Raw genomic sequence first — 495 nt, 5'->3', positions numbered from 1 at the left:
GTTCAACGGCACGTTCCTGATCAACACCGGCTTCGGCGTCGTCACGACTCGCGACGAGGCCACCGCGCTGGTCGCCGACGGCCACGCTGACGCCGTCGTCGTCGGACGCCCCGCCATCRCCAACCCGGACCTGGTGCGCCGCTGGCGCGACGGCCTGCCGGTCAACGAGGCGGATCCGGCCACGTTCTACACCGAGGGCCCTGCGGGCTACACCGACTACCCGGCCTACCAGAACTAGGTAGCGCGGAGTCAACCCGGTACAAGGGGCGCTGCGTGACTAGGTAGCGCCGGCACCACCACCGCTGGACATGTCCAGCCTTGGCCACGAAGAGTGGGCAGAACACCGTTCTGCCCACTCTTTGCGTTACAGAATGGGCATGTTCGGCGTCCTATAGGATCTGAACATGCAACTAGCTTCCTCCGGGAGTCGCCCTGAGGGCCATTCCGCGGGCCGTCCCATCAGCCGCCAGGTCCTCGCCGACCACGTCTATGAAG

At 66.2% G+C, this 495-nt stretch carries 1 pseudogene; it reads left to right on the top strand.

The features are described from left to right. Positions 1 to 238, top strand: a pseudogene (locus AC1DM5_RS36565) (alkene reductase); the annotation flags it as partial. Positions 239 to 495: the final 257 nt, after the last annotated feature.

The sequence above is a fragment of the Rhizobium sp. 01T437 genome (assembly GCF_056398505.1).
The sequence above is the reverse complement of the archived record's forward strand: the minus strand, read 5'-3'. Positions and strand labels throughout refer to the sequence as shown.